The sequence below is a fragment of the Natrinema sp. CBA1119 genome, assembly GCF_002572525.1.
Classification (GTDB): Archaea; Halobacteriota; Halobacteria; order Halobacteriales; family Natrialbaceae; genus Natrinema.
In genome coordinates, this window is record NZ_PDBS01000001.1 from 838,580 (window position 1) to 858,059 (window position 19,480).

Annotated in this window: 18 protein-coding genes and 1 pseudogene; 8 read left to right on the forward strand and 11 right to left on the reverse strand. The window is 66.8% G+C overall.

The window, feature by feature from the left end; translation table 11 throughout:
- Positions 1–29: 29 nt before the first annotated feature.
- A complete protein-coding gene (locus CP556_RS04065) occupies positions 30–1,004 on the reverse strand; it encodes a nucleotidyltransferase family protein (RefSeq protein ID WP_098724461.1) in 975 nt (324 codons plus the stop codon).
- A 126-nt stretch (positions 1,005–1,130) separates the two neighbouring features.
- On the opposite strand from CP556_RS04065, the gene CP556_RS04070 reads away from it, so the two are divergent.
- Together CP556_RS04070 and CP556_RS04075 are read left to right on the forward strand one after the other, a co-directional pair.
- Positions 1,131–1,421: a transcriptional regulator gene (locus CP556_RS04070; RefSeq protein ID WP_098724462.1), complete on the forward strand. Its 291-nt coding sequence runs from the start codon at positions 1,131–1,133 to the stop codon at positions 1,419–1,421.
- A gap of 194 nt (positions 1,422–1,615) precedes the next feature.
- Positions 1,616–1,987 (forward strand): DUF7344 domain-containing protein, encoded by a 372-nt coding sequence (locus CP556_RS04075; protein ID WP_098724463.1) that lies wholly within the window; start codon positions 1,616–1,618, stop codon positions 1,985–1,987.
- Between the two features lie 186 nt (positions 1,988–2,173).
- Here the strand turns inward: CP556_RS04075 and CP556_RS04080 are convergent, their stop codons facing one another.
- A complete protein-coding gene (locus CP556_RS04080) occupies positions 2,174–2,635 on the reverse strand; it encodes a Rieske (2Fe-2S) protein (RefSeq protein ID WP_098724464.1) in 462 nt (153 codons plus the stop codon).
- Between the two features lie 96 nt (positions 2,636–2,731).
- Here CP556_RS04080 and CP556_RS04085 point away from each other — a divergent pair, with 96 nt between their 5' ends.
- Positions 2,732–3,841 carry a saccharopine dehydrogenase family protein gene (locus tag CP556_RS04085; protein WP_098724465.1) on the forward strand — a complete coding sequence of 370 codons (1,110 nt, stop codon included), beginning with the start codon at positions 2,732–2,734 and terminating at the stop codon, positions 3,839–3,841.
- A 47-nt stretch (positions 3,842–3,888) separates the two neighbouring features.
- Here the strand turns inward: CP556_RS04085 and CP556_RS04090 are convergent, their stop codons facing one another.
- From CP556_RS04090 to CP556_RS04110, 5 genes are all read right to left on the reverse strand, one after another.
- The gene (locus tag CP556_RS04090; RefSeq protein WP_098724466.1) at positions 3,889–4,794 is read right to left on the reverse strand and encodes an aminotransferase class IV; all 906 of its coding nucleotides are present in this window, start codon (positions 4,792–4,794) and stop codon (positions 3,889–3,891) included.
- A complete protein-coding gene (locus tag CP556_RS04095) occupies positions 4,787–5,461 on the reverse strand; it encodes an anthranilate synthase component II (RefSeq protein WP_098724467.1) in 675 nt (224 codons plus the stop codon). The genes CP556_RS04090 and CP556_RS04095 overlap by 8 nt, the downstream gene beginning before the upstream one ends.
- Positions 5,454–7,064: an anthranilate synthase component I family protein gene (locus CP556_RS04100; protein WP_098724468.1), complete on the reverse strand. Its 1,611-nt coding sequence runs from the start codon at positions 7,062–7,064 to the stop codon at positions 5,454–5,456. The genes CP556_RS04095 and CP556_RS04100 overlap by 8 nt, the downstream gene beginning before the upstream one ends.
- Before the next feature lie 165 nt (positions 7,065–7,229).
- On the reverse strand, positions 7,230–8,024 hold the full coding sequence (locus tag CP556_RS04105; RefSeq protein ID WP_098724469.1) for a helix-hairpin-helix domain-containing protein: 795 nt from the start codon (positions 8,022–8,024) through the stop codon (positions 7,230–7,232).
- 76 nt (positions 8,025–8,100) lie between these two features.
- The gene (locus CP556_RS04110) at positions 8,101–8,904 is read right to left on the reverse strand and encodes a shikimate dehydrogenase (RefSeq protein ID WP_098724470.1); all 804 of its coding nucleotides are present in this window, start codon (positions 8,902–8,904) and stop codon (positions 8,101–8,103) included.
- 132 nt (positions 8,905–9,036) lie between these two features.
- Here CP556_RS04110 and CP556_RS04115 point away from each other — a divergent pair, with 132 nt between their 5' ends.
- A complete protein-coding gene (locus CP556_RS04115) occupies positions 9,037–9,981 on the forward strand; it encodes a calcium/sodium antiporter (protein ID WP_098724471.1) in 945 nt (314 codons plus the stop codon).
- A gap of 34 nt (positions 9,982–10,015) precedes the next feature.
- On the opposite strand, the gene CP556_RS04120 is transcribed toward CP556_RS04115, so the two are convergent.
- Complete coding sequence (locus tag CP556_RS04120) at positions 10,016–10,999, reverse strand: DUF7344 domain-containing protein (RefSeq protein WP_098724472.1); 984 nt, start codon at positions 10,997–10,999, stop codon at positions 10,016–10,018.
- Between the two features lie 67 nt (positions 11,000–11,066).
- Positions 11,067–13,487 (reverse strand): PAS domain S-box protein, encoded by a 2,421-nt coding sequence (locus CP556_RS04125; protein ID WP_098724473.1) that lies wholly within the window; start codon positions 13,485–13,487, stop codon positions 11,067–11,069.
- Positions 13,488–13,812: 325 nt separating this feature from the next.
- Here CP556_RS04125 and CP556_RS25790 point away from each other — a divergent pair, with 325 nt between their 5' ends.
- The 3 genes and pseudogenes from CP556_RS25790 (at position 13,813) to ftsZ (ending at position 16,904) form a co-directional block, all read left to right on the forward strand.
- Complete coding sequence (locus CP556_RS25790; RefSeq protein WP_176548117.1) at positions 13,813–13,986, forward strand: hypothetical protein; 174 nt, start codon at positions 13,813–13,815, stop codon at positions 13,984–13,986.
- A 232-nt stretch (positions 13,987–14,218) separates the two neighbouring features.
- On the forward strand, positions 14,219–15,577 hold the full coding sequence (locus CP556_RS04130; protein ID WP_098724474.1) for a D-aminoacyl-tRNA deacylase: 1,359 nt from the start codon (positions 14,219–14,221) through the stop codon (positions 15,575–15,577).
- A gap of 158 nt (positions 15,578–15,735) precedes the next feature.
- Positions 15,736–16,904: pseudogene (gene ftsZ / locus CP556_RS04135) on the forward strand (cell division protein FtsZ).
- 190 nt (positions 16,905–17,094) lie between these two features.
- On the opposite strand, the gene CP556_RS04140 reads toward ftsZ, so the two are convergent.
- Positions 17,095–17,730: a rubrerythrin family protein gene (locus tag CP556_RS04140; RefSeq protein WP_098724475.1), complete on the reverse strand. Its 636-nt coding sequence runs from the start codon at positions 17,728–17,730 to the stop codon at positions 17,095–17,097.
- Between the two features lie 106 nt (positions 17,731–17,836).
- Between CP556_RS04140 and CP556_RS04145 the strand changes: the two genes are divergently transcribed.
- The gene (locus tag CP556_RS04145; RefSeq protein WP_098724476.1) at positions 17,837–19,078 is read left to right on the forward strand and encodes an MBL fold metallo-hydrolase; all 1,242 of its coding nucleotides are present in this window, start codon (positions 17,837–17,839) and stop codon (positions 19,076–19,078) included.
- Positions 19,079–19,144: 66 nt separating this feature from the next.
- On the opposite strand, the gene CP556_RS04150 is transcribed toward CP556_RS04145, so the two are convergent.
- Entirely contained in the window at positions 19,145–19,477 is a 333-nt protein-coding gene (locus CP556_RS04150) for a 2Fe-2S iron-sulfur cluster-binding protein (protein ID WP_098724477.1), read from the reverse strand.
- Positions 19,478–19,480: the final 3 nt, after the last annotated feature.

Here is a 19,480-nt window from a genome sequence, read left to right on the forward strand (position 1 = left end):
CGCCGACGCCGGTCCGTCAGAAAACAGCGTTATTGCTCCGCGCCGTTCGTGATCGTCGTGTGCGCGCCGATGAGCGCCCCGGCGAGGTCGAGGTCCTCGAGGTGGGTCCCCTGATCGATGATCGAGCGGCGGATGTCGCCGTTCCGAACCGTCGCGTTCGGGAAGATCACCGTGTGTTCGAGGGACGTTCCCTCGAGCGTGGCGTCGCCCATGACGTGGACGTTCTCGCCGATCGAGGTGTCCTCGAGCGTCACCGAGTCGGCCACGAGCGACTCGCCGTCGAGGTGCCAGGAGACGGCATCGAGATAGCTCTCGGGGGTGCCGATGTCGTACCACGCGCCCTCGAAGGTGTAGGCGTAGGTGGCCTCGCGATTCTGCAGCCACTGGACGAACCAACCCGGCTCGTCGGGGTTGTTGCCGTCCTCGAGGTAGGTCGGGAGCAGATCCAGCGACTGGCGGGGGAACGCGTAGCAGGCGATCGAGACGAGTGTGCTCTTGGGATCGTCGGGTTTCTCCTGAAAGTCGACGACGCGGTCCCCCTCGAGCTCGACCAGGCCGTAGGATTTCGCCTTCTCGCGGGAGCCGACATCGTAGGCGGCGAGGGTGGGGGCGTCGTGGTCCTCGAAGTAATCGAGGAAGTCAGAGACCGCAAAGCTGATCAGATTGTCGCCGGCGATGACCAGGAGATCGTCGTCGACGTTCTCGCGGTCGATCAGTTGCGCGAGCGCCCCGACGACGCCGAACTTGTCGTCTTCCTCGGTCGTCTCCTCGACCGAGAGTCGGGGCTTGTCGAACTCGCTGTCAGCGAGGTGAGCCTCGAAGTCGGGGGCGAAGCGCTCGTTCGTGCTGACGTAGACCTCGTCGATCCGGTCGTCCGCCTCGAGTTCAGCGAAGATGCGATCGATGACAGTCGACTCGCCGATCGGAAGGAACATCTTCGGCCGATGTTTGGTAATCGGCCACATTCGCGTCGCGTACCCGCCTGCAAGGACGACGGCCTTCATGGGCCGGTGTTCACCTGCGGGGTCTAAGTCACTTGCCCTTTCATAAGATCTTGACCGGTCTCGGGACCGAGCGTGGGCGACTCTCGTCCGATGGTATAAAAGCGCGAGCGCCGTTTGAGCAAACGTATGCGCGAGGCCGACGAAACGACGCGGCAGAAACTCGCCGACGCGCTCCGCGAGGAGCCGGCGACGCCAAGCGAGCTGGCCGTTCGACTCGATCTGACGCCGCACGCGATAGTCCGTCACGTCGAACACGTCTCGAAGTCGGTCGACGGAACGGACGAGCAACTGCTCGTCGCGCCGCCGACGTGTCGAGACTGCGGGTTCGATGACTACGACGACCTCCTGAACCTGCCCTCGCGGTGTCCCGACTGCAAGAGCGAGTCCATCGACGAGCCGACGTTCACGATCGAGTGAGGTTCCAGACTGTCACCGGCTCCCGATTGTCCAGTGATAGTGACAATTGTCAGCCGGATTCGACACTAATATTTAGGGTGCAGGCGAGAACCCGATAGGAACCCTCGAGCGAACGGCGGCGTCACGGGCCGATGAAACGCCTATCGGTCGGTTTTCGCCACGTTCGCCCGAGAACGGCACAGCACGGAGCACACATGACTTCCAGATCCCCCCCGGAGCGAGACCCCATCGAGTTCGTACGGGCAGCGTTCGACTGGCTCGACGAAGACGACGCACCCGACGCATCGGCCGAAACGCTCGACGACGCGTTCGCACTCCTCGCCGATCAGCGTCGGCGACTCCTCCTGTCAGTCCTGCACACCTACGGCGAGGAACTGACGCTGCCGGACGCGGCCGAGGAGGTGGCGATCCGTGAAACGGGACACAACGTGGCGGACATTCCCGCTGAACAGGTCCAGAAAGTCTATCTCTCGCTCTACCACGATCACCTCCCACGGCTGGTCGACGCCGGCCTGCTCGAGTACGATCAGGAACGGGATCTGGTCACTCCGAACGGGCTCTCTTAGAACCCCTGATAGCCAGCACACAGTCGGTTACCCGGGGCTATCCGATTTCACGCCACCGATAGTAGCCACTGAAACGAGTTACACACTGATCGCAACGCAATCGTGCGATCAGGTGTGCAGTGACGTTCAGTGGCTACGATATTCGATCGTCCCCCGACTCCCGTCATCGGTCGACGAGAACGCCGACTAGAACTCGACGTTCGAACTCGAGGCCCGGTCGAGGTCGTCGCTTTCTATCGGGCCGAGACCGACGAACTCGTAGTCCTCGTCGGTCAGGTAGACGTCGCCCTCGGAGACGGTAACTGCGAGGTCAGTGAGATAGGCGCCTTCGCAGGGACCGTAGGTACAGTGGCCGGAGTCGGCCTCGAAGTACGCGCCGTGGTTCGCACAGATGAGTTCGCCGTCTCGCATCGGCGCGCCCGACCCCTTATCCAGTTTGATGTGGGTGAGGTGTTGGCAGTAGTTCAGCCAGCAGGCGACCGACTCGTCGTCCGTCGTGTCCTCGGCGCGTTCCCCGCCGTCCGTCGCTGCGACGCCGTTCGTGACGAGAATCGCTTCCCGTTTCTCGCCCGACTCGTCGGTCACGCGAAAGCAAACCGTCGAATCGTCGGGCACGTCCGACAGCGCCGTGATCCGTCCTGCGTCCATTACCGCGTCCGTTACCGGTCGGTGGTCCTGAACGTTACGACACTGAGTGGCACATGTCTGACTGAGATTTAACCCCCTCTCCGACGAACGGCGCCTATGGACTCCCTTCTCATCTACGGCTCCTACGGCTACACGGGACGGTTAATCGCACGTGAAGCCGTCGCGCGCGGCGGCTCACCCGTCGTCGCCGGCCGCGACGGTCGCGCGGTCGCCGAACAGAGCGACGAACTCGGTGTCGAGGGGCGGACGTTCGACCTCGAGTCGGGTGATCCGGCCGCACAGCTCGGGAGTTTCGACGCCGTCCTGAACTGTGCGGGCCCGTTCGTCGACACCGCCGAGGCGCTGGTTACGGCCTGTCTCGAGACGAACACGGACTATCTGGATATCACGGGCGAGTTCTCGGTGTTCGAGTGTCTCCGCCAGCGCGACGCCCCAGCTCGAGATGCGGGCTGTACCCTCCTACCCGGCGTCGGCTTCGACGTCGTGCCGTCGGACTGTTTGGCTGCCTTTCTCGCGGAGCAACTCCCCGAGGCCGACGAGTTGCGGCTCGGAATCAAGGGCGGCGGCGGGCTCTCACGGGGCACCGCCAAAACGCTCGTCGAGCACCTCGGCAGCGGCGGCGTCGTGCGCCGGAACGGGCGGCTCATTCGGGTGCCGACCGCCTTCCGGACGCGCGAGATAGATTTCGGCGACGGGCCCGAACATGCCGTCACGATTCCGTGGGGTGACGTCGTCACCGCGGCCCACACCACCGGTATCGAGTCGATCGAGGTCTACGCCGCCGCGCCGTCGTGGGCGACGAGGGGATTGTCGGCCGTCGATTCGCTGGGATGGCTCCTCGAGCGCCGGCGCGTCGAGGGACTGCTGAAGCGGCTGATCGACGCCCGTCTCGACGGCCCCGACGAACGACAACTCGCGGCCGGCAGCGCCGTCGTCTGGGGCGAGGCCACCGACAATGCCACCGGTCGGCGGGCGCGGGCCCGCCTTCGAACACCGAACCCGTACGCACTGACCGCCGAGTCCGCGGTGACGGCCGCCGAACGGGTCCTCGAGGGCAGGGGACGGATTTCCGCGGGCTTCCAGACGCCGGCGTCGGCGTTCGGGAACGAGTTCGCCCTCGAGCTGTCGGGGACGGAGCGCAAACTGATCGATGCACCGACTACATCGACTGAGCCGGATAGAACGGCCGTCGAACCCGAGCGCTGACGGGAACAGCTGCGTTTGCGAGACGGACCCCGGTCTTCTCGAGTGCGTCACTCGTAACACAGGCGCTCGACGCGCTCGTCGTACAGCCGGGAGAGTCGCTCTGTTATGGGACCGCCACCGATCTCCCGCCCGTCGAGGGCCGCGATCGGTCGGAGCTCCCACGTGCGGTTCGTGAGAAACGCCTCGTCGGCCTCGAGCACGTCGGCCGACTCGTAGCGCCCCTCGCGGACCGACAGCCCGGCCTCGCGAGCGAGTTCGAGGACGATCTCGCGGGTGATCCCGGGCAGCACGTCCCCGTCGGTCGTCGGCGTGTGGAGCCTGCCGTCGCGGGCGAAAAACAGGTTGCTCGTCGCGCCCTCTGCGACGCGGCCCTCGAGGTCGCACATGAGCGCCTCGTCGGCCGTCGCGGCTCCGTCCGCGTCTCCGCCCTCGGCGCGCAGTTCAGTCCGCGCGAGGATTCCGTTGAGGTAGTTGTGCGTCTTCGCCGCGGCGGGAATCGCTTCGTCGGGGACGCGCCGCGTCTCGACCGTCCGCACCGTCGCCGGGCCGTCCCAGACGGGTTCTCCCTCGAGCCCGCCGCGGGGAAGCGGTTTCGGGTAGATCACGACCGTCGGATCGACGTCGGGATGGGGCGTGAGCTTCCCCGGCTGGACGCCGCGGGTGATCGACAGCCGGACGTAGGCGTCCGCGAGGTCGTTGGCCGCCAGCGTCTCGTCGATCCGCTCGCGGAGGTCGCTCGCGGCGAGGCCGTGCTCGAGCGAGAGGTGCTCGCAGCTTCGCTCGAGGCGCTCGAGGTGGCGCTCCCACGCGAACACCGTTTCGCCGTAGGCCCGCAGCGTCTCGAAGGCGGCGTCGCCGTACCGGAATCCGCGGTCATCGACGCTGACGGTCGCCTCGCTGGCGGGGACGAGGTCGCCGTCGACGTGGTAGAGTCGGTCGTCGCCGTCAGTCATCTCGTGTCTCCTCCGCCGCCGTCGCCTCCGCGGCGAACCGACAGAAGTTGGCGATCATGCGCTTCCCGACTCGCAACGAGATGCCGTCGCCGCCGGCCGCGTCGTCGTGACCCCGCGTCAGGATGCTCTCGGGGTGGAACTGGACGCCGACGTGGGGCCGCTCGCGGTGGCGGACCCCCATCAGGACGCCGCGCTCGTCGATCGTCTGCGCCGTCTCGAGCAGCGAATCGGGGAGGTCAGCGCGGTCGACCGCCAGCGAGTGGTAGCGCCCGACCTGAAACGTCTCGGGCAACGCGGCGAAGATCCCGTCGCCATCGTGCTCGACCGTCGAGGGCTTGCCGTGGACGACGTCGGGCGCGTGGACGACCGGCGCGCCGTTGGCCGCACAGAGGGCCTGATGGCCGAGACAGACCCCCAGAATCGGGTACGCCGTCTCGGCGAACAGCGGGATCGATATTCCGGCCGCGTCGGGCGTTCCCGGCCCCGGCGAGACGACGATGCCGGTCGGCTCGAGGTCGCGAACGCCCGCGAGGTCGATCGCGTCGTTGCGCCGGACGATCACCTCGTCCGCTATTTCGCCCACGTACTGGACGAGATTGTAGGCGAACGAATCGTAGTTGTCGATGACGAGGATCCGCGTCTCGTCGACCGGCGCGCACTCATTCATTCGAATCACCGCCGCCCTCGAGTCCCAGTTCGGCCCGCTCGCCTAACGCCTCGTCGACCGCGGTGATGAGCGCGCGAGCCTTGTCGAGGGTCTCGTCGTACTCCCGGACCGGGTCGGAGTCGTGGACGATCCCCGCGCCGACCCGCAGGTGATACTCCTCGGCGTGGCGGACCAGCGTCCGGATGACGATATTGAGCGTGGCCCGCCCGTCGAAGCCGAAGATGCCGACGCTGCCCGTGTAGGGCCCGCGCCGGGTCGCCTCGAGTTCGTCGATAATCTCCATCGTCCGCGGTTTGGGCGCGCCGGTGATCGTCCCGCCCGGGAAGACCGCCCCGACGGCGTCGGCCAGCGTTTCGTCGTCGCGCAACCGGCCGGTCACGTTCGAAACGAGGTGCATCACCTCGGCGTAGCGGTCGATCCGACGGTACTCCTCGACCGCGACGGAGCCGTACGCACAGACCTTCCCGAGGTCGTTGCGCTCGAGGTCGACCAGCATGGCGTGTTCGGCGCGTTCCTTCTCGTCGGCGAGCAGGTCGTCCTCGAGCGCGGCGTCCGCCTCGGGCGTCTCGCCGCGCGGGCGGGTGCCGGCGATGGGCTCCGTTCGGACGAACTCGCCTTCGCGCTCAAGTAACAACTCGGGACTCGCGCTCACCAGGTCGGCCGCCCGGAACTCGAGCAGACAGGAGTAGGGTGCCGGATTGACACGCCGCAGGGCGTCGTAGGCAGCGACGGGGTGGACCGCGGCGGGCGCGACCAGCCGCTGGGAGACGTTCGCCTGAAAGGTGTCGCCCTCGCGGACGTACTCTTTGACCCGCCGCACGCGATCGGCGAATGCCTCCCGACCGCAGTCGCTCTCGAACGTCGCTTCCGGGCTCGAGACGGGTGGCTCCCCGATTCCGGGATCACCGTCGCGGACGGCCTCGGCGAGCTCGAGCGCTCGGTCGCGGCCGCGCTCGTAGGCCGCCTCGAGGGCGGTATCGGTCGGTTCCGCCTCGCTCTCGGGATCGGAGTCGGAAGGAGAGTCGGAGTCGGGATCGCCGATCCGCGGACAGGCCGTGATTCGGAGCGTCACATCGCCGTTTGCCGGCACTTCCCAGGCCGCGAACCGATCGTAGACCGCGACCTCGAGTCGGGGAAGCCCCCGGTCGTCGACCGCGGCGTCGGGCAGGCTCTCGAGTTCGCGGGCCGCGTCGTAGGAGAGCCAGCCGACGGCCCCGCAGGGAAAGGGCACGTCGCAGTCTCCGCGGGCGAGCCGATCGCTCGCGAGCAGGCCCTCGAGTGCGGCGAGCGTCGGCGACTGCTCCGAGTTACGGGTTCGCGTCACGGCGTCGGGACCGACGGTCAGCCGGTCGACGGGATCGACGCCGAAGTACCCCCAGCCGGGCTGGCCGCCGGTCGTCTCGAGGAAGGCGGAGCCGTCACCGTCGCGTGCTCGCCGGTAGGCGAGAAACGGATCGGCGACGGACACGCGGGCCTCGACGGGGACGCGGCGTCCGGCGGTCGGCGGCGACGCGGCGCGGTCCGTCTCCGACCCACCGCGTTCGCGGTCGCGAGCGGCGGCGCGAAACGAATCGAGCGTCGTCACGACGCGCGGATCGCTCATGTCCCCCGGGAGGAGGGCTGGGGTAATCATCTTGCGGTTTCGGGGCACAGAATAGCGCCGGAAACTGACGCCGCGAACGGTCGAAATTGACGCGGAAATCGGGGTTCGCAGCAGAGAGTGAAAAGAGAGGGCGGAGGGGAAGTGTAACGGGCGACGTGCCGTCAGTTATCTGACTTCGGCACGATCGATCCAGCCCTGGATTCGCGTCTCGGAGATGTCGGTCTGTTCGGCCAGTTCAGCGGCGTCGGCGACGGCGAGTTCGCCGATGGTATCGACGCCCGCGCCGGCGAGGCGGTCGGCATAGGCCGGACCGATTCCCTTGATCTCGACGACGGGTTCCGGGTTGGTCTCTTCGAGTTCGGCGTCCGTCTCCGGTTCGGGTTCGGGTTCGGATTCGGATTCGGGTTCGGGTTCGGATTCGGATTCAGCCTCTGATTCCGACTCGCCCACTGATTCCGGTTCGGATTCGATGTCGTCGACCGTCTCGGATTCGGCGTCCCCCGTGTCAGCCTCGGCCTCGGCTGCCGCGGTCGATTCGGGTGTCAGCTCGCTGTCGGCGGTCTCCGCGTCAGGCTCGGGTTCCGTCGCTACGTCGGGTTCGGCTTCTTCGACGGGCGATTCGTCACTCGTGTCGGCCGACTCCGCCGCCGTCGATTCTGACGATTCCGTCGAGTCCGTCGATTCTGACGATTCCGTCGAGTCCGTCGATTCTGACGATTCCGTCGAGTCCGTCGATTCTGACGATTCCGTCGAGTCGTCCCTCTGCAAGCCGGTCGCAGCCGACTGCGTCGGCTCGACATTCGCGTCGCCGACCGTTTCGTCTCGATCTGCGTCGGCGGCAGTCCCGTCGTCCGCCGTCCCTTCCCGTTCGACTGTTACTCCGACCTCTCGAGTGCCCCCGCGCTCCGACTCCGACTCGTCTAACCCCAACAGGGACTTCAGTTTCTGGAGGATTGCCATTATCTCGTCGTAGACGGTTCCACCACTTAAATTCGCCTGATACTGACACACCGGCGGCCGCAGACACCGCGTCGGCTCACAGTCGCGATCGAAGCGCGCTGTTCATCACATCGACAGGTCCGTCCCGGCCCGTCCAGATCTCGAACGCCTCGACGCCCTGATAGAGCAACATCCACGCGCCGTCGATGGTCGTCGCCCCGGCGGCGGCCGCATCGCGCAGGAGCCGCGTTTCGATCGGGGTGTAGACCGCATCGAGGACGGTTAACTCGTCGTGGAGCGCGTCCGCGGGGACCGGCGTCTCGGCCGATTCCATTCCGACGCTCGTGGCGTTGACCAGCACGTCGGCGTCGGCCACGAGTTTGTCGAGTTCGCCGAGCCCGTGGTCGGTCGCGCGGGGCACCTCGGCCGCGAGGTCGCGGGCCGTCGACTCGGTTCGGTTGGCGATCGCGACCGTCGCGCCGGCGTCGGCGAGACCGAAGGAGGCCGCTCGGCCGGCACCGCCGGCGCCGACGACGACCGCTCGCGCACCCTCAATCTGAGCGTCGTGAGCGCGCAACGCGCGCAACGTGCCGACGGCATCGGTGTTGTACCCCGTCGGCGGACCCGACCCCGAGAAGTCGATCGTGTTGACCGCGCCGATCCGGGTCGCCAGATCCTCGGGGGCGACGATCTCGAGGGCGTCCTGTTTGAACGGGATCGTCACGTTCAGCCCAGCGATCCCGAGCGCGTCGGCCCCCCGGATCGCGTCGTCGATCTCGTCTTCGTCGGGCTCGAAGGTCACGTAGCGCGCCTCGAGCCCGAGTTCGTCGTACGCGGCCTCGTGCATCGGCGGCGACAGCGAGTGACCGACCGGATTGCCGAGTAAACCGTAAACGTCCATAGCCATCGTTTCCTGTCACTCGACGCGGCAGGACCATAACCGGTCTGGCTTCCACGGCGTTCGAACGGGCTGGACACACGAACGACGGTCCGTTTCGCGTCGTTTTTACACCCCTCTCGAGTAACCGGTGCCATGCTCTCCGGAACCCCGCTCGATCTCCTCTTGGTGGCGGGCGGGATCGTCGCCCTCTATGGTGGTGCCGAGTTGCTGGTCGCGGGCGCGGGGCGGCTGGCGCTGGGGATCGGGCTCCGGGCCGCGACCGTCGGCGTGACGGTCATCGCGTTCGCGACGACCGCGCCGGAACTGTTCGTCTCGACGATCGGCGCGCTGAACGTTTCGAGCGACGTCGGACTCGGCACGGTCGTCGGCTCGAACATCGCGAACATCGGACTGGTGCTCGGGATCTCCGCGCTGATCAAACCGCTGCAGATCAGTGACCGGGTGCTCCGGCGGCACGTTCCCGTGATGGTGCTCGCGGCGATCCTGTTGGTCGCCCTCGGCGCGAACGGACGGATCGGTCGCCTCGAAGGGATGGTCTTCCTGCTGGTCCTCGCGGGGTTCACGGCGGGTATCCTGTACTCCGTCAGTGGGGAGTCCCCGCCGATGGTCGACGAACCCGACGCGGCGTCGGGGGCGTCCGTGCGAGACATCGCGCTCGTCGTCGGTGGGCTGGTCGCGCTCGTCGTCGGTTCGCGGTGGCTCGTCGCCGGCGGGACGAGCCTGCTGTCCGCGCTCGGCGTCTCGGATCTCGTCATCGGTCTGACGGTGCTCGCCCTCGGCACGTCGCTCCCGGAACTGGCGGCCTCGGTCGTGGGCGCGGTCCGTGGCAAAACGGCCTTCGCCGTGGGCAACGTCGTCGGCTCGAACATCTACAACGTCCTCGCGGTGCTGGGGGTCGTGGCGCTGATCACACCGATCGAGGTCCGACCGTCGACGCTCCGGTTCGAGCTCCCGATCATGGTCGCGTTCACCGTCGCGCTGGTCGGGATGATGTGGTACGGTCGGCGGCTGACGCGGGTCGATGGCGCGATCCTCGTCGTCGGCTACGTCGGATTTATCTTCCTTCTCGTTCCGTGATCGAGGGAGCGAGCGCGGGACCGCATTTCGGCGTTCACGTCGACGGTCCGTCCTGCTGCTCGCTCGCGGCCGACGACTCGCCGAGCAGGCTCGCGACCTCCCGCGGAGACGACGATTCGCCGCCGGCGGCTCGTTCGGCTCGCGGCCGCGCCAGCGTCCACAGCATCCGATCGCCGTTCGCCGCTGACGCCGTCGGGGCCGGCGCGTCCGCGGCCGTCGACTCGGTCGTCGCCCCGTCTGACGTACCGCTCGAGTCGGAACGGCGATTTCGTCGGGCGGGACGGCGGACGGGATCCGCAACGTCGGCGAGTGGCCCCTCGGTCAGCCAGTCGATCCGCCACTGCGGTGCATCGGTCGCGAGCGCGACCCGCGCCGCCTCGGCGTCGTACTCGACGAGACCCGCGTCGGACAGTACCGGGAGCTGCTCGTGGACGAGCGCCGCCGAGACGGAGGAACACTCGGGCTCGGTGACGTCGACGAGCCGCGTCCCGTCGCCGCCCTCTCGCGAGAGGACCGCGGCGGCGAGATCGGTGACGGAGACGGTTCCGCGCCGCCTCGAGAGGACGGCACAGACGGTTCGGCGACGCGGATCGCGAAGGGCCTCGAGGGTCCGGTTGACCGTCGTCTCGTCGACGGGAAGCGTTTCGCCGGTCGGATCGGCGAGGAGGGAACGGACCCACTCGGACTCGAAGATGGGGTGCTCCGCGAGGGCGACAGTCGTTTCGCCACCGTCGGTGCGTCGGGTCACGAGTCCGGCGTCGACGAGCCGCGGAACGTGGGCGTGGATCAGGTCCGTGTGGACGCGCTCGTACTGCTCGTTGGTGACGATCGGACAGTCGTGTTCCACGGTCGTGACATCGATCGCGAGTCGCTCCATCGACAACCGTTTCGACGCCGACGAGCGGTCGACCGAAGTCGTATCCTCGCGCTCGAGTAGCGTCGCGAGCAGGTATCGCCGTCGCGGCGCTGCGAGGACGTCCAGCGCCGTCGTCAGTTCGGCGGATGGGGGTGCACTCATTGCCCGATAGAGACAACGGGCGGGGGAAAGGAGTGTACCAGCATGCTCTGGTATCCGGCAGTGGTCGTCAGTCGGTCGCATCGAAATACGCCGAGAGGAGCTTCGCCTGTGCGACTCTGAGGTGCTGGTGGAAGGTCTGTCGGGCGATGCCGAGTCGATCCGCGACCTCGGACGCATCGCTGTTTCGCGTCGGCCACACGAAGTAGCCGCCGTGGTAGGCCGCCTCGAGAGCCGTGCGCTGTTTGTCGGTCAGCATCGACTCGACGGTTCGCCGGAAGTCGCCGCGCGTCTCGACCGGTCGCTCGACGGTTTGCTTCGAGCGGAGTCGACTGTCGGGGTACGTCGACGTGATCCGATCGACGAGTTCGCGAAGGTCCGCATTGGGGCTGACCTGGACCGTCAGATCGGCGACACCGTCGCGGATCGTTTGCGATTGCAGGCGTGCGCCGTAGTCCGCGAGGTAATCGGTGATCGTCGATCCGCGGACGACGCACTCCCAATAGCTCTCGTCGCCGGCGTCGATGAGCCGCAGTTCCGCGAACGCGTCGTCGTCGCGAGCGACCTCGCGGATGCGTTCGGGATCGGCGTCGGACGCGGTGATATAGTAGACGAACACCCCGTCGGTCAGCGGCAACACGTGGTCGATCGACAGCGTACAACCGAGCTCGTCCGAGAGTCTGATACAGGCATCGCCCCGATCGGTCGACTCGAACTCGAGTTCGATGACGGTGTCCTGATAGAGGAGCCGGCGGAGCGTCATCGCGTTGATCGCGTGGCCGATCGTTCCCCCGAACTCCTGGAGCACCTCCCGCTCGCGGTCGGCGAAGGCCGACGGCTCGTCCGCGGCGATCACGAGCGCGCCGAGGGACCGATCGCTCGCGACGACCGGGACGACGGCGACGGAGCCGTACTCCTCCTCGTCGGCGTGGTGTCGCCACGTCTCGACCGGGCTCTCACTGAGGGACCGATACCGCTGGACGGTGCGGGTTTCGAGCACCGGCGCGCCGTCCGCGTCGGCCGGCGGGTCGACGAACGACGAGAGAACGGACGCAGACTGGGCGTCGATCCCAGCCCAGGCCACGGGCTCCCACGCGCCCCCGTCGGTCGCCGCCGCGGTGTCGGCTCGGCCGATGACCGCGAACCGGTACGCGTCGGTCGACGCGAACTCCCGGACGATCGCGGTTTCGATTTCGTCGCGCGTATCGGCCGCGACCATCGTCTCGTCGATCGTCCGAATAACCGTATTGAGTCGTTCCAGGCGCTCGAGTTCGCGCTCGCGGGCCTTGCGCTCGCGAACGTCTCGGCCGACGCCGGTGAAGCCGAGCACGGTACCGTCGTCGTCGGTGATTCGGGCGCTGTTGAACTCGTAGGGGATTCGCCGGCCGTCTTTCGTGAGGATCTTCCCTTCGGCGGTGACGCGCTCTCCATCTTCGAGGATGCGCTCGATCGCGTCGCCGATGTGTTCGCGGTCTTCCGGTGCGATGAACGTGAGCGGATCGAGGCCCGCGAGTTCGTCCGGTTCGTAGTCCGTCGCGCGTTCGAACTGATCGTTCCACTCGATCAGGTTTCCCTCGGCGTCGTACGCGTAGAGCAGGTCCGGTTGCGCCTCGAGGATGCTCTCGGTGAACGCTTTCTCCTCGCGAAGCGCGCGCTCACGGGCCTTGCGCTCGCTGATGTCGCGGCCGGTCCCGGTAAAGCCGAGGACATCGCCGTCGTCATCGATGATTCGGGCGCTGTTGAACTCGTAGGGGATCCGACGACCGTCCTTCGTCAGGAGGTCGGCTTCGGCGGTCACGTACTCGTCCTCCTCGAGAACGCGTTGAATCGCCGCGGCGATTCGGTCCTGATCGTCCGGTGCGATGAATTCGAGCGGGGCCATCTCGGCCAGTTCCGACTCTGTGTAGCCCGTCACCGCCACCAACCGATCGTTCCACTCGAGGTGATTGCCCGTCGCGTCGAACGCGTAGACGATGTCCGGTTGCGCCTCGAAGACGTGTTCGGCGAAGGCCTTCTCCTCCCGGAGTTCCCGAATCCGCTCGCGCTCCTCGGTTCGGTCGTGGACGACCCAGACGTACCCCCGGAGATCGGCGTCCGAACGATCGGCCGGGACGCCGACCTCGTCACCCTCCCGGACCGCCGCGATCACGTCGCGAGCCCAGAACCGGCTCCCGTCGCTCCGGACGCGCCACCCATCAGTTTCGGCAGTTCCCTCGGATCGCGCCCGCTCGAGCACCCGCTCCGGCCGTCCGTCGTCGCAGTCGTCCGGCGGGAAGACGGTCCGATAGTGAGAGCCGACGATCGTCTCCCCCTCGTACCCCACGAGTCGACGCGCCCCCGCGTTCCACGCGGTGACGCGTCCGTCGGCGTCGAAGGGAACGATAGCGCAATCGCCGGTGAGCGAACTCAGATCTTCGATGTCGAGATTGAAATCGCCCGACCGATCTCCGGCTTCGGTGCGGGTCGGTTCGTTCGACGTGTTCTCGGTCATTGATTGACCAGCTGTATACGTTATATGTTACCGCCACACACGAAAAGCTACGGGTAGCCGTTGCTGCGGGTATTTCCCCGATTTCGGTATCGCCGCCGGTGACGGCGTCAACAGCCCGGTGTCGATGACAGTCCGGGAAGATGATCGGCCGATCGATCCGCTGTCTCTCATTTCGTTACCCCGGCCTCGGGCCGGTTGCCGGTGCCTGATCAGCGGTCGAAAGGATGGCATATCGTCCGGAAGCGAGTCGAGGGAAGACCAAACCAGATGGTTTTAATACAACCGTATTTAAAAAATTTCATTCAAGACAGAGTGTCTATCACAGATGGAAGCCATCGATCTGATACTGCTGTATGGGATTGCAGTACTGCTATTTGCCGTATTCACACTCCAGTTCGATCTTATATTTCCGAGGTGGGGCGAGACGATCGGATTTCTCGGAATCGGAATTTGTACACTCTCTCTGGGAGGAAAATTCTGGCGTGAAACGGGTAGCTGACTATAATTCGGGTAGTGAACGACCGATGGTGAGTAGCACGCCTGGACGAACCGATTCGACCGCACTCGTTCCGACGGGGAATGGTCGATATAGTAGCTACTGAAAGTCACTGCACACCTGATCGTACGACTGCGTTGTGATCAGTGTGTAACTCGTTTCAGTGGCTACTACAGGTAGTATCGCCGCCGTCGAAAGCGCAGGCTATTCGTCGGCCCGGCACCGATGCCCTCCCGTGATCGCGATCGTCGAAAGCCGTGCCGACCGCGCCTCGGAGCATATCTGCCGGTGCCTCCGCGAGCGCGCCGACTGGACGGAACTGACCGACGACGACCTCCCGGCGGCCGACGGCGGCGGCACGTACTACCGGACCGACGGGGCAGAACTCCGCTCGTCCGACGAGTTACACATCGACCTCGAGCGCCCCGCCGACGCCTTCGACTGCGACCCGGACCTGCTCGTCTTCGCCTCCCGGCACTCGGGGGACACCGGCGCGCTACTGACGGGCCACTTCACGGGCAATTTCGGCCCGGCCGAGTTCGGCGGCGAGTCCGACGCGCTGGCCGAGGCCGCGCCGAACGCGCTGAATCGGCTGCTCGAGGCGTTCGACGAATACGCCCCCGAGCGGTACGACGTTGGAATGGAGTGTACGCACCACGGCCCCTCCGAAGTGGGCTGCCCGTCGCTGTTCGCGGAACTCGGCAGCGGCGACGAGCAGTGGGACGATCCCGCCGGTGCCGACGCCGTGGCGCGCGCCATCCTCGAGTTGCGAACCGTCGACCCACATCGATCCAGACAGGTCGTCGGCTTCGGCGGCAACCACTACGCGCCGCGATTCGGACGGGTCGTCCGCGAGACGGCGTGGGCGGTCGGCCACGTCGCGGCCGACTGGGCGCTCGAGGCGATGGGGCATCCGACGGCCCACCGAGCGGTCCTCGAGCGGGCCTTCGAGGCCAGCAACGCCGACATCGCGCTGCTGGACGGGGAGTGGCCGGTCCTCGAGAAGACGCTCGCGGACCTCGACTGCCGCATCGTGAGCGAGACGTGGCTTCGCGAGGTCGACGACCGCCCGCTTGCGGTCGTCGACGCGGTCGAGTCCGAACTGGGGGCCGTCGACGACGGGATCCGCTTCGGAGACCGGCTCGCGGAGTCGGTCACCCTCATCGGGCTGCCAGCCGATCTCGTGAGTACTGCACAAGGGATCGACCCCGATCGCGTCCGTGAAATCGTCGAGGCGAACACCGTCGCCTTCGCGACGGATAACGGCGGGAGTCGCGTCGGTTCGCGGGCGGCGGTCCCCGATACTACTGTCGACGGCGAAATCGGGGATGACACCGACTCGAGCGACCGCCGGACGGCGATCATCGCGGAACTGGCTGGCGTACTCGAGGAGAAATACGATGCGGTGACGATCGAGGACGACGCCGTCGTGGCCGAGGAGACGGCGTTCGACCCCGCGCTGGCACACCAGGTCGGCGTTCCCGAGGGACCGAAGTTCGGCGCACTCGCCGACGGCGAGTCGGTCACCGTCGACGGGGAAACGGTCAGTCCCGAGAGAGTTACGACCGAACGGACGCGGCGATTTCCGACTTGATAGGTGCGAAAAACGATAGTAATACGTAGTTATTAGGTATCCTCCTTCAAATCCATCTTCCATTCATTCAGACACATAAGAATAAATTAACGTGTCAGACATCCGTCTGACGTGTGGGGGAAAGGTAATTATGCTCCATTGTTTAGACAGGGCCAAGAATGGACTCCATAATCGACAACGCGATCGACGAGGCCGAGGACGGGGAGGCCACGGCCCCGACGACGCCGCGCCACAGGGTGGCGGATCGGCAGACGGCGGCCCGGAAGACGGGCATCAGACGGGAACGATGACCGACGACGAACTGGAAGACGTCCTGCAGGACCTCCAGACCGACATCACGGTCGTCGGCTGCGGCGGTGCCGGCGGCAACACCATCAACCGAATGCACGAGGAGGGCATCCACGGCGCGAAGCTCGTCGCCGCCAACACGGACGTCCAGCACCTCGTCGAGATCGACGCCGACACCAAGATCCTGATGGGGGAGGAGAAAACGGGCGGACGCGGGGCCGGGTCGCTCCCGCAGGTCGGCGAGGAGGCCGCCCTCGAGAGTCAACAGGATATTTACGACGCCATCGACGGCTCCGACATGGTCTTCGTCACGGCCGGCCTCGGCGGCGGAACCGGGACCGGATCCGCCCCCGTCGTCGCCAAGGCCGCTCGCGAGGCCGGCGCGCTGACGATTTCGATCGTGACGACGCCGTTTACCGCCGAGGGTGAAGTTCGGCGGACGAACGCCGAAGCGGGCCTCGAGCGCCTGCGCGACGTGAGCGACACCGTCATCGTCGTTCCCAACGACCGCCTGCTCGACTCGGTGGGGAAACTCCCCGTCCGGCAGGCGTTCAAGGTCAGCGACGAGGTGCTGATGCGCTCGGTGAAGGGCATCACGGAACTCATCACGAAACCCGGCCTCGTCAACCTCGACTTCGCCGACGTCCGCACCGTCATGGAGCGCGGCGGCGTCGCGATGATCGGGCTCGGCGAATCCGACTCGGAGGCGAAAGCGGAGGACTCGGTCAAGACCGCCCTCCGTTCGCCGCTGCTGGACGTCGACATTTCGGGTGCGAGCTCCGCCCTCGTCAACGTCACCGGCGGCAACGACATGGCCATCGAAGAGGCCGAAGGCGTCGTCGAGGAGATCTACGACCGGATCGACCCCGACGCCCGCATCATCTGGGGGACCTCGATCGACGAGAGCCTCGAGGGCAGTATGCGGACGATGATCGTCGTCACCGGCGTCGAGTCACCGCAGATCTACGGCCGGCCCGACGACGAGGACGCCGTCCAGCCCGAACCCGCCCAGGGCGAGGACATCGACTTCGTCGACTGAGTCGACGGCCACCCTCTCTCCCCTCGCCGCACACGCCGGTTGTCACATCGCAACGCCTCGTTGATCCATACACGACACCGATATCGACAGTCCATTCGTCACCGATCCGGCGCGGTCTCTCTTTCACTCGGAGTGCGTATGACGGTCGAACTCTCGGACGGCGAGCGGTCGACCGACGCGCGGGACCGGCTCAACAGATCGGCTTCGGATCGAGACCGAGGTCGTCCAGCGAGTCCGCGTACGCCTCGTACGCGATGTCGATCACGTCCTCGGCGACCGTCCGCGCGCGGTCCCAGTCGTCGCGTCCCTCACAGACGTCCGCCAGCACCTCGAGCCCCCGGTCGCCCTGCGCCGCCGTCTCGGATCGCAGCGCTCGAACGGTGTCGGCGCGCCGTTCGTCGCCTTCGTTGACGAAGAAGCTCACCACTTGTAGGTGGGCCCGGTCGGCGACCAGGGATCGCCCGACGACGCCACCGAGGCGGCCCGCCGTCGTCTCGAGCGTCCCAAGGCGGTCGTGCATCGGGTCGGCGTCCGCATCGTCGGGTTCGTGTTCGCCGTCGAGGAGGGCCACGACCCGGTCGTAGTGGTCGCGTTCCTGCTCTCGATACTCGGCAAACGCGGCCCGCGCGTCGTCGTGGTCCTCGTCGTCGACCCACGCTTCGAAGGTATCCGCGGCGTTGCGTTCGCTGTCCGCGACCGCCCCGAGAACCGCCTCCGCCGTCAGATTCGCGTTGGTCTGAGCCACCAGTAGCTTCGACGAACCGAGGCGCTCGAGTTCGACCGACATCGATTCCTCGATCGTTCGCCGGAATTCGTCGGCGTCCATACCGAAACGACGCCGTCGAGCGTGTTGAACGTTGGTGGCGACGCGAGCGATCAGCGTCGGTACAACGTGGTGCGGCTTTACCCGCCTCGAGCGCGTATCGCCTCCCATGAGCGACCGGAACGACCGGTACGACGACGCCGATCCATCGGCCGACGAGGCCGACGAGACGCCGTCGATCACCCCCGACGCGCTGGCCGATCGGCTGCGATCCGGCGACGAACTGACCGTCCTCGACGTCCGCGACCGCGACGAGTTCGAGCGCTGGCACCTCGAGGGTGAGGGCGTCACGGCCGTCCACATTCCCCACATGAAGTTCATTCAGGCGGAAGCCACTGGCGGCGCGGATGATCTCGTGGCCGACCTCGAGGAACCGATCCTCGCCGTCTGCGGGCGCGGCGAGGCGAGCGCGCACGCCGTCTCCCTCCTCCGGGAGGCGGGCATCGACGCGGCCAACCTCGCCGGCGGGATGGACGCCTGGGCGGATCTGTCCGTCGCTCGCGAACTCGAGACCGACGCGCCCGCGACGGTCGTGCAGTACGATCGGCCCTCGAGCGGCTGTCTCGCCTACGCGATCTACAGCGACGGCGAGGCGGCGGTGATCGATCCGCTTCGAGCGTTCGCTGACAGGTACGTCGACGCCGCAGACGATCGGAACGCGACGATCGAGTACGCGATCGACACGCACGTCCATGCCGATCACGTCAGCGGCGTTCGAGCCCTCGCGGAACGGACGGACGCCGAAGCGGTCGTCCCCGAGGGCGCGACCGACCGCGGGCTGGCGTTCGACGCGACGACGATCGGCGACGCCGCGGAACACAGTTCCGCGAGCCCTGCCTCGCACGCTCGGCAGGACGGCGACGAGTTGCGGGTCGGCGACGCGACGCTGACCGCGGTCGCGACGCCCGGTCACACGACCGAATCGCTCTCGTACCGGCTGGACGACCTCCTGTTCACCGGCGACACGCTCTTTCTCGAGGGGGTCGGCCGGCCGGACCTCGAGCGCGGGGACGACGGCGCGGCCGACGCGGCACGACGGCTGCACGAGACCGTGCAGGATCGCCTCCTCGAGGTACCCGACGACGCGATCATCGCACCGGGCCACTACAGCGACGCCGCCGAGCCGCGGGCTGACGGGACGTATACCGCGCGACTCGAGACCCTATCAGACCGCCTCGCGGCGCTCTCGATGGACGAAGCCGAGTTCGTCGCCCACGCGACGAACGATCTCCCGCCGCGACCATCGAATCACGAGCGGATCGTGGCGGTGAATCTCGGCCTCGAGGACGTCGACGGGGAGACGGCGTCCGAACTCGAGCTCGGGCCGAACAACTGCGCGGTCGCCGGTTGACGGCGACTGCGGCAGAAACGATGCGACGAGCCGAAGAAACGAGCGGCGAGACGGACGGCGGCGCGTTCAGTCGTCGGCGACCGCGCCGTCGTTCGCACCGCCCGTGAGGTCACCCTCGATGCTCGGCGGGTACTTGCCGCGATCGAGTTTCAGATCCGATTGCGGACGCGCCATGCAGGTCAGCGCGTAGTTCTCCGCCTCCTCCTCGGTCAGTCCGCGGGCGGCGGGCTGGGTGACCTCCCCCTCGAGAATTTCGGCCGAACAGGCCAGACACATCCCGACTCGGCAGGAGTACTCCTGGGCGATGCCCTCCTCGAGACACCGACTCAGGATCGTCTCCTTGTCGGTACAGGTGATCGTCTCGCCCGTCCCGACGAACTCGATCGTGTACGCTGTCATACA

What these genes read in the sequence shown, in the direction of transcription:
- CP556_RS04105 (WP_098724469.1), bottom strand. Translation starts at nt 8,024, where the DNA reads ATGGCAATCCTCCAGAAACTGAAGTCCCTGTTGGGGTTAGACGAGTCG.
- CP556_RS04065 (WP_098724461.1), bottom strand. Translation starts at nt 1,004, where the DNA reads ATGAAGGCCGTCGTCCTTGCAGGCGGGTACGCGACGCGAATGTGGCCG.
- CP556_RS04095 (WP_098724467.1), bottom strand. Translation starts at nt 5,461, where the DNA reads ATGAATGAGTGCGCGCCGGTCGACGAGACGCGGATCCTCGTCATCGAC.
- CP556_RS04140 (WP_098724475.1), bottom strand. Translation starts at nt 17,730, where the DNA reads ATGGACGCCGACGAATTCCGGCGAACGATCGAGGAATCGATGTCGGTC.
- CP556_RS04115 (WP_098724471.1), top strand. Translation starts at nt 9,037, where the DNA reads ATGCTCTCCGGAACCCCGCTCGATCTCCTCTTGGTGGCGGGCGGGATC.
- CP556_RS04075 (WP_098724463.1), top strand. Translation starts at nt 1,616, where the DNA reads ATGACTTCCAGATCCCCCCCGGAGCGAGACCCCATCGAGTTCGTACGG.
- CP556_RS04150 (WP_098724477.1), bottom strand. Translation starts at nt 19,477, where the DNA reads ATGACAGCGTACACGATCGAGTTCGTCGGGACGGGCGAGACGATCACC.
- CP556_RS04145 (WP_098724476.1), top strand. Translation starts at nt 17,837, where the DNA reads ATGAGCGACCGGAACGACCGGTACGACGACGCCGATCCATCGGCCGAC.
- CP556_RS04125 (WP_098724473.1), bottom strand. Translation starts at nt 13,487, where the DNA reads ATGACCGAGAACACGTCGAACGAACCGACCCGCACCGAAGCCGGAGAT.
- CP556_RS25790 (WP_176548117.1), top strand. Translation starts at nt 13,813, where the DNA reads ATGGAAGCCATCGATCTGATACTGCTGTATGGGATTGCAGTACTGCTA.
- CP556_RS04110 (WP_098724470.1), bottom strand. Translation starts at nt 8,904, where the DNA reads ATGGACGTTTACGGTTTACTCGGCAATCCGGTCGGTCACTCGCTGTCG.
- CP556_RS04080 (WP_098724464.1), bottom strand. Translation starts at nt 2,635, where the DNA reads ATGGACGCAGGACGGATCACGGCGCTGTCGGACGTGCCCGACGATTCG.
- CP556_RS04120 (WP_098724472.1), bottom strand. Translation starts at nt 10,999, where the DNA reads ATGAGTGCACCCCCATCCGCCGAACTGACGACGGCGCTGGACGTCCTC.
- CP556_RS04100 (WP_098724468.1), bottom strand. Translation starts at nt 7,064, where the DNA reads ATGAGCGATCCGCGCGTCGTGACGACGCTCGATTCGTTTCGCGCCGCC.
- CP556_RS04070 (WP_098724462.1), top strand. Translation starts at nt 1,131, where the DNA reads ATGCGCGAGGCCGACGAAACGACGCGGCAGAAACTCGCCGACGCGCTC.
- CP556_RS04085 (WP_098724465.1), top strand. Translation starts at nt 2,732, where the DNA reads ATGGACTCCCTTCTCATCTACGGCTCCTACGGCTACACGGGACGGTTA.
- CP556_RS04090 (WP_098724466.1), bottom strand. Translation starts at nt 4,794, where the DNA reads ATGACTGACGGCGACGACCGACTCTACCACGTCGACGGCGACCTCGTC.